The organism is Micromonospora sp. NPDC005215 (assembly GCF_040607915.1).
In the GTDB taxonomy this organism is placed as follows: domain Bacteria; phylum Actinomycetota; class Actinomycetes; order Mycobacteriales; family Micromonosporaceae; genus Micromonospora.
On the sequence record NZ_JBEXHQ010000043.1, the window covers coordinates 57344 to 65329 of the forward strand.

5 protein-coding genes are annotated in these 7986 nt (G+C 68.5%); 4 read left to right on the top strand and 1 reads right to left on the bottom strand.

All coding sequences use genetic code 11. The features are described 5' to 3' along the window. The first annotated feature begins 21 nt into the window (after window positions 1-21). The 4 genes from ABZU25_RS26550 to ABZU25_RS26565 all read left to right on the top strand — a co-directional run bounded on the left by ABZU25_RS26550 (window position 22) and on the right by ABZU25_RS26565 (window position 6141). Entirely contained in the window at window positions 22-837 is an 816-nt protein-coding gene (locus ABZU25_RS26550) for a maleylpyruvate isomerase N-terminal domain-containing protein (RefSeq protein ID WP_355032085.1), read from the top strand. A 53-nt stretch (window positions 838-890) separates the two neighbouring features. Further along, entirely contained in the window at window positions 891-2741 is a 1851-nt protein-coding gene (asnB, locus tag ABZU25_RS26555; RefSeq protein ID WP_355032086.1) for an asparagine synthase (glutamine-hydrolyzing), read from the top strand. 78 nt (window positions 2742-2819) lie between these two features. After that, window positions 2820-4775 (top strand): FAD/NAD(P)-binding protein, encoded by a 1956-nt coding sequence (locus tag ABZU25_RS26560; protein ID WP_355032087.1) that lies wholly within the window; start codon window positions 2820-2822, stop codon window positions 4773-4775. Continuing rightward, window positions 4768-6141, top strand: coding sequence for an adenylosuccinate lyase family protein (locus ABZU25_RS26565; protein ID WP_355032088.1), 1374 nt, complete (start codon window positions 4768-4770; stop codon window positions 6139-6141). Before ABZU25_RS26560 ends, ABZU25_RS26565 begins: the two co-directional genes overlap by 8 nt. 388 nt (window positions 6142-6529) lie before the next feature. On the opposite strand, the gene ABZU25_RS26570 is transcribed toward ABZU25_RS26565, so the two are convergent. Then, window positions 6530-7129: a zinc-binding dehydrogenase gene (locus ABZU25_RS26570; RefSeq protein WP_355032089.1), complete on the bottom strand. Its 600-nt coding sequence runs from the start codon at window positions 7127-7129 to the stop codon at window positions 6530-6532. Window positions 7130-7986 lie beyond the last annotated feature (857 nt).

Sequence of the window (7986 nt, forward strand, 5' to 3'; positions counted from 1 at the left end):
GACGAAACGATGGGATGACTCATGCCGGAGATCAACGCTGTGCCCGATGCCGAACGAGCGGCATTGTCCGACGCGATCCGCAGTGCCGCTGTTCGCGCCGCAGCGGTGATCCGGGCCGCGAAGTCTCCGGACGCCATGGTTCCCGGGCTGAGCTGGACCGCCGGCGAGACCGCGGCGCACCTGGTGAACGAGTTCGTCGACTACACCGCGTACGCCCAGGGACGGAACAACCCCGCCGCGGGCGACCACCCGTCGCGGCGCAACGCCGAGGCGAACGCCGCGCAGTTGCGTACCGATCCCGATCGTGACCTCGCCTCGCTGGCCAATCGGCTGCTACCGGCGGTGACGGGATTCCTGACCGTGGAGCCGCCGGCGCAACCGCTGATCGTCAGCAACGGCCTCGCGTTGAGCTGGTCGACGATGAGCTCGGCGCTGCTCGGCGAACTGGTCGTGCACGGGCTGGACATCGCGCGGGCGAGCGGACAGCCGTGGCGCATCGACCGGTCGGACGCGTTGCTGGTGCTCGACGGCGTACTGACGATGATGCCGCGATACCTGAACCGGAAACGCGCCGCGAACGTCCGCGCGAGCATCGAGATCAGGCTGCGTGGCGGCCCGCGCTATCTGGTGGAGATCGACAACGGGACCGCGGTGACCGGCAGGTCGACCGCGCAGGCCAGGCCGGACTGCTGGATCTCCGCCGACCCCGCCGCGTTCCTCAAGGTCGGCTTCGGTCGCACCGGCCAGTGGGGCCAGATCGCCCGCGGCAAGCTGCTGACCGGCGGTCGCAAGCCCTGGCTCGCCACCACCTTCGGCACTGTGGTCACCAGGCCGTGAGCGCTCGCACCGGTAGCCATCACCACGATTGATCGATCAACGGGAGGCACACTGTGTGTGGAATTGTCGGATGGGTCGACTTCACCCGTGACCTGCGCCGCGAGGGCGCGGTGCTGCGGGCGATGACGGCGACGATGAGCCTGCGCGGGCCGGACGCCGAGGGCGTGTGGCTCGACGAGCATGCCGGCCTCGGGCACCGCCGGCTCGCCGTCATCGACCTGTCGACCGGGGCGCAGCCGATGACCGTCGAGCACGACGGCGCCGCCATCGCCGTGATCACCTACAGCGGCGAGGTCTACAACTATCGCGAGTTGCGCACCCGGTTGCGCGGGCTGGGCCACGAGTTCCGCACCGAGAGCGACACCGAGGTGGTCCTGCACGCCTACCTGGAGTGGGGCGAAAATTTCGCCGAGCACCTCAACGGCATGTACGCCTTCGGCCTCTGGGACCCGCGCGAGCAGGCGCTGCTGCTGGTCCGTGACCGCATGGGCATCAAGCCGCTCTACTACCGGCCGATGCCGGACGGCGTGGTCTTCGCCTCCGAGCCCAAGGGCGTGCTCGCCCACCCGCAGGTGCCGGCCGTCGTCGACACCGACGGGCTGCGCGAGCTGCTCGCCTTCACCAAGACGCCCGGACACGGCATCTACCGGGACCTGCGCGAAGTGCGCCCCGGCGAGATCGTCCGGGTGGACCGGTCCGGGCTGCGCGCCCGCCGCTACTGGTCCCTCACCCCCCGGGAGCACACCGACGATCGGGACACCACCGTACGGACCGTGCGCGAGCTGCTCGACGACATCGTTCAGCGGCAGCTCATCGCCGACGTGCCGCTCGGCGTGCTGCTCTCCGGTGGCCTCGACTCGTCGGCGATCACCGCACTGGCCGCCCGCGCCCTCGCGGCGCAGGGTGCCGGGCCGGTGCGCTCGTTCGCTGTCGACTTCGCCGGGCAGACCGAGCACTTCCAGCAAACCGGGATGCATCTGACGCCCGACGCGCCGTTCGTGCACGAGGTCGCGCAGCACGTCGGCTCCGACCACACCGACATCATGCTGGACTCGCCCGCCCTCATGGACCCCCTCTACCGCACCGGCGTGCTCACCGCGGCCGACGTGCCCCCCGCGCTCGGCGACATGCACACCTCGCTCTACCTGCTCTTCCGCGCCGTCCGGGAGCGGTCGACAGTGGCGTTGTCCGGCGAGTCCGCGGACGAGGTCTTCGGCGGTTACGCCTGGTTCCACGATCCGGCCGTGATCCGTGCGAACACGTTCCCCTGGGTGGCCGCGGTCCGCGGCGCCGCGGGTGACTCCCGGCCGCCGAGCCTGTTCGCGCCCGATCTGAAGCTCGACCTGCCGGGCTACCAGGACGCGGCGTACCGGCAGGCGCTGACCGAGGTCGATCACCTGCCCGGCGAGTCGCCGGAGGAGTACCGGATGCGCGAGATGTTCTACCTCAACCTCACCCGGTTCGTGCAGGTGCTTCTCGACCGCAAGGACCGGATGAGCATGGCCCACGGCCTCGAGGTGCGGGTGCCGTTCTGCGACCACCGGCTCGTCGAGTACGTCTACAACGTCCCGTGGAGCCTCAAGTCCTTCGACGGGCGGGAGAAGAGCCTGCTCCGCGCCGCCACCGCCGACGTGCTGCCCGCCTCGGTGGTGGCCCGGCGCAAGAGCCCCTACCCGAGCATTCAGGACCCGGCCTACGAGCGCATGCTGGCCGACCGGACCAGGGCGGTGCTGACCGACCCCGGCGCGCCGGTGCGGGCACTGCTCGACGACAACCGGGCCCGCGCACTCGCCGGTGCCAAGTTCGAGGGCGGCGCCTTCACGGTGGCCCGGCGCGGCGTGGAAATGCTGCTGGGGCTCAACGAGTGGTTGAGTCGCTATCCCGTACGCCTGGAGCTGAACTGACCGGCGCTCCACCACCCTCAGCACAGCCAGCGTTGCCGGAGACCGGCCCGCAACTGACCGACGGGGAAGAAGCACGCCTTGACCAAGCCAACACGCATCGCCGTGGTCGGCGTCGGACCACGCGGACTAGCCACCCTCGAACGCATCAGTGCCAGCCTCCGCGACGACGACCCGCCCGTAAGAGTGCATCTCATCGATCCCTATCTCGGGTGGGGCGGGCGCGTCTGGCGTACTGACCAGTCGCAGCTCCTCCTCCTCAATACGGTGGCCTCCCAGGTCACCATGTACACCGACGAAAGCGTGGCCTGCGCCGGCCCGGTCCGACCTGGCCCCAGCCTCTACACCTGGGCGAAGACCAGCCCCGATCTGCCACCCCTCTTCGCAACCGAGGCTGCCACCCTGGGTCCGAACGCCTATCCGAGTCGCGCGCTCTATGGCCACTACCTTGTGCACGTGCTCAACGCGGTCCTTCTGAACCGGCCAGCCAGCCTGACCGTCGAGCTACATCGGACCACTGCTGTCGACCTCCGTGACGGCCCTGACGGACACCAGGAGGTTGACCTCCTTGATGGCAGTCGACTGCAATCGCTTGACGCGGTAGTACTCACTCTGGGACACCTACCGACCCAACCGACCGACGAGGAAACTGCCGTCGCGACGTTCGCCCGCCACCGTGGACTGGCCTATGTCCCACCGGACAATGCCGCCGACGTGCGGCTCGGCGACATCACTGCCGGAGAGTCGGTGATCCTGCGTGGCCTTGGCCTCAGCTTCTTCGACTACCTGGCGCTGCTGACCACTGGCCGAGGGGGCGCCTTCGGCCGCCGGTCCGACGGGCGGCTCCAGTATCGTCCCTCCCGACAGGAGCCTCGGCTGATCGCGTTCTCCCGCCGCGGCATCCCGCATCAGGCCCGCGGGGAGAATGAAAAGGGGGTATCGGGTCGGCATCAACCGCTGGTGCTGACGATGGAAACGGTCGACCGCCTACGCGAACGGCGACAGCGAGGTGACTCCGTACGCTTCGGCTCTGATGTCTGGCCCCTTGTCGATCGCGAGGTGCGCTTGGTCTACTACGCGACACTGATCGGCGCTGAACACGGCTCGATTGCAGCCCAAGAGTTTCGCAGCGACTACGCCCATCTGACGAGGCCAGAGCCTGTCGCTGGGCCTCTCGATCATCTGGAGAGCGACGAGGAAGTCCAGCTACTACGAAGGTTCGGCGTCGCACAGGAGGCCTTCTGGTCCTGGCAGCGGATAGTCGCGCCGCACGCCGGTGAAGGCTTCGCCACCGAGGCAGAATATCGCAAATGGCTCGTGTCCTACCTGGAGGACGACGTCCGGCAGGCACGGCTCGGCAACGTCAATGGCCCGGTCAAGGCCGCCCTCGACGTACTGCGCGATCTACGCAACGAGATCCGGCTGGTCGTCGACCACGCAGGCATCAGCGGTGACTCATACCGCGACGAGATCCAAAGATGGTTCACTCCGCTGAACGCCTACCTCTCGATCGGGCCACCGGCACGCCGTATCGAGGAAATGATCGCGCTCATCGGGGCCGGCATCCTGCACGTCGCTGCGCCCGGCGCCACACTCGAGTACACCGGCCGGGAGTTCCTCCTGCGCTCCGCCGTGGAACCGGGGCACACGATCCAGGCACGGACGCTCATCGAGGCACGAATACCGGATCCGGACCTGCAACGCAGCGCTGATTTACTGACCCAGAACCTGATCCGGCGGGGCGAATGCGGCGGCTACCGGATCCCAATCCCAGGCGGCGGAGAGCACCGAACCACAGGACTCGCCGTGACCACCCGGCCCTATCACCTCATCGACACCGCAGGGCGCCCGCACCCGCACCGGTACGCGTTTGGCGTCCCGACCGAGGCTGTCCACTGGGCCACCGCCGCGGGCATCCGCCCCGGCCTCGGCTCGGTCATCCTGCAAGACGCGGACGCCATCGCCCAAGCCTGCCTGCACCGGACCATCGCAACTCGGATACTCCGAAGCACCGACGAGAGGCGAACCTATGAGTGACGACAGTATCCTCTCGCCAGCCTGGGCCGGCACTGACGTGGGAGTGCATCTCAACGACACCGCGTGGATACGCGCCATGCTCGACGTCGAGATCGCACTCGCCCGAGCCCAGGCGAAACTCGGTGTCATCCCCGCCCCTGCCGTCACGGCAATAACCGCCGCAGCGGTCCCCGAAAACATCGATCTCGAAGCAATAGCCGAGGGCGTGCACGCCACCGCCAACCCGGTGGTCGCTCTTGTCAGCGAGCTGACCAGGGCGGTCCGCGCCATCGACCCAGACGCCGCCGAATATGTCCACCGCGGCAGCACCAGCCAGGACATCGTCGACTCCGCCGCGATGCTGGTATGCCAACGGGTACTGACGCACGTCGAGATCGACCTGAGCCGGACAGCGAGAGCACTGGCCACGCTTGCCGAAAAACACCGCCTTACCCCGATGGCCGGTCGCACCCTGACCCAGCACGCGGTCCCGACCACCTTCGGTCTCAAAGCCGCAACCTGGAGGCATGGCGTCCTGGACGGACTACAACGGTCCCAACACGTACGTACGTCAGGTCTTCTGGCATCGCTCGGTGGCGCCGCCGGTACCCTGGCCGCCTACGACGAGTACGCCACCATGGCCGGAGCCGACTCGGATTCTCTTTCGCTAAGCGCCGTCTTCGCCGCCGAACTGGGCCTCACCGAATCCCGCCTTCCCTGGCACGGAGTGCGGACTCCCTACGCCGACGTCGCAGCCGTGCTGTGCGTCGTCAGCGGTGTCCTCGGCAAATTCGCCGCCGACGTGCTCGTACTGAGCCGAACCGAGATCGCCGAGGTCGCCGAGCCGGCGGCGGACGGCCGGGGCGCATCCTCGGCAATGCCGCAGAAACGCAACCCGGTCCTTGCCACCATGATTGCCACGGCTGCCCGGCAGATCCCGCCGACGGCGCTGATCCTCTTCCAATCGATGGTGGCCGAGGACGAACGCTCGTCCGGCGCCTGGCACGCCGAATGGCAGCCGCTACGCGACTGCCTGCGGATGGTTGCCGGCGCGGCCCGCAACGCTGCTGACCTCGCCGAGGGCCTGACGGTCGACCCGGACCGGATGCGCGCCAACCTGGCTATGACCGGCGGTGCCGTGGTGGCCGAGAGGCTCAGCGCGCGCTTCGCTCCGCTTCTGGGCAAGTCGTCCTCGAAGAAGGCGCTAACCATCGCAGTCGCCGAGCACGCCGACTCGGCCGCTGACCTGACAGCCGCGCTGGCCGCCCTCGCACCAGGCGGGCCGACCAACGACGATTTGCGGAACTGGCTTGACCCAGACGGATATATCGGTGCTGCCGGGAAGCTCGTGGACGAGGCCCTGCAGCGTCATCGCGACACACCATGAGCACGAGAAACAACTCGCAAGACGATGGTTGGTGCCTACACCCATCCCCAGCGGTGGCTGAGCGACGGGTACCGGCGGCGACTTGAGCACCTCGGGATCGCCGAACATCGAGCTGCTGGCGAAGGCGGGCGGGTTTTGGAGGGTGCTGGTGCTGGCGTCGATTGCGGTGTGCTGGTGAGTTCCTGTCGAGCTGCCCCACCCGTGGGGCAGCCCACACGCGTGATCACGGTCGAGCCGGTTGCCGCGGGGCAGCGGTTCATCGCGACCGCCGGCCACAGCCTGTGGATGGGCGACGTCGCCGCGATCCTGCGCGGCCGGCTCGGCGAGCGGGCAGCCAAGGTTCCGACCAAGGAAATGCCGGTGTGGACGGCGCGTGCGCTGGCGAAGGTCAACCCGGAAGTGCGCAACCTGCGCGCTCTGCTGGGCCGCAACCTTGACGCGACCTCCGCTGTCCGTGCTGCTGTGCGCCGCGCAGCGTCAGCCCCTTGTTCATCACCGCCCCGAGCGGAAACTTGTCCACGAGGCCGGCGAACACGCCCAGGATGAACACACTGCCGCCCTTGCGGCAGTTGTAGATCGCCTCCCGCGCAGCGATCGGACGGTCGGACTCGATTCGCAACTGCTGCTTGACCTGGTCGTACCAGAATTGCGGGCCGCTGCTGTGCGACTCCATACCGACTGCCTCGATGCACACGTCCGGGCCTCGACCGCCACTGCGTTCCAGCAACTCGCCGCTGACGTCCTGCTGCTCGTAGTTCAGCGTCTCGACGCCGAGATGCGTCTGGGCCATCTGGAGCCGGTTGTCGAGTCGGTCGATCACGATCACCCGATCGGCGCCGAGCAGCACGGACGCCCGGGCCGCCATCTGCCCTACCGCACCGGCGCCCCAGACCGCCACGACATCACCCGGTTTGACCCCGGCGAGGTCGGCGCCCATCCAGCCGGTCGGCGCGGAGTCGGAGGCGAAAAGGGCGCGCTCGTCGCTCACCTCGTCCGGGACGCAGTCGTCCCTCTCGCCGACCCTGTTGGGTGGCCATCCGCAGTGGCTTGTTCATCGGAGTCGGCTCGGTGGTGGGTGGATAGTCGGGGTGCAGGACCTCACTGGTCTCGATCAGCTGCTTCGACTCTCGCAGCGCAGCCCGGATCGCCTGCTCAGGATCCCGGCCAGTGGCCCGCCGGGCGGCGGCGGCAACAGGAAGTCGGGCACCGTCGCGCAGCCGTACAGCGATCTCTGTCCCCCGGTCGCCGGGGGCAGGCCGCAGCTGGACCTCGACGGCGTCGCCGAGCCCGGCCAGCGGCTCGGGGAGCTGTCCGCCGGGAGCGACGTCATTGCCTGGTCGGTTCACCGTCGCCACATGCCACCGCGGTTGACGTCGCCGTGCCTGACCCCGTTGCCAGTGGCCGTCACCCTGGTCAGTTCCGCCGAGCAGGCGCCGGACGACCATCCCGCCGCCAACCGCGACCGCTCCGCCGATCAGCCACCTCATGTCCGCCCCTGTCAGTTGGTCCGCTCGTGTGGGTGCCGTCGATATTTGCAACCTTCAGGGCAAACCCCTTCATAAAGGGTGGACTACGAAGGGGTGTTTCTGGCAGCCAGCGCGTGTCCGCCGGTCAGGGTGGTGTGGGACCAGATCATGCCCGTGACGCCGATCGTCGACCTGTCTGCCGGGGACTACCGGCATTCCCGAAGACATCGCGCCACAAGTTCGACAGCGATCTCGCCTGGCTCCGGCCGGAACGGTCGCTGGCCCTACAACATCTCCAGCGGTTGCGGGCCGGCCGGCGGCGGGAACGCCGTGTCGAGTGCCGCCACGTCCTCCTCGGTCAGATGCAGGTCGCGCGCTT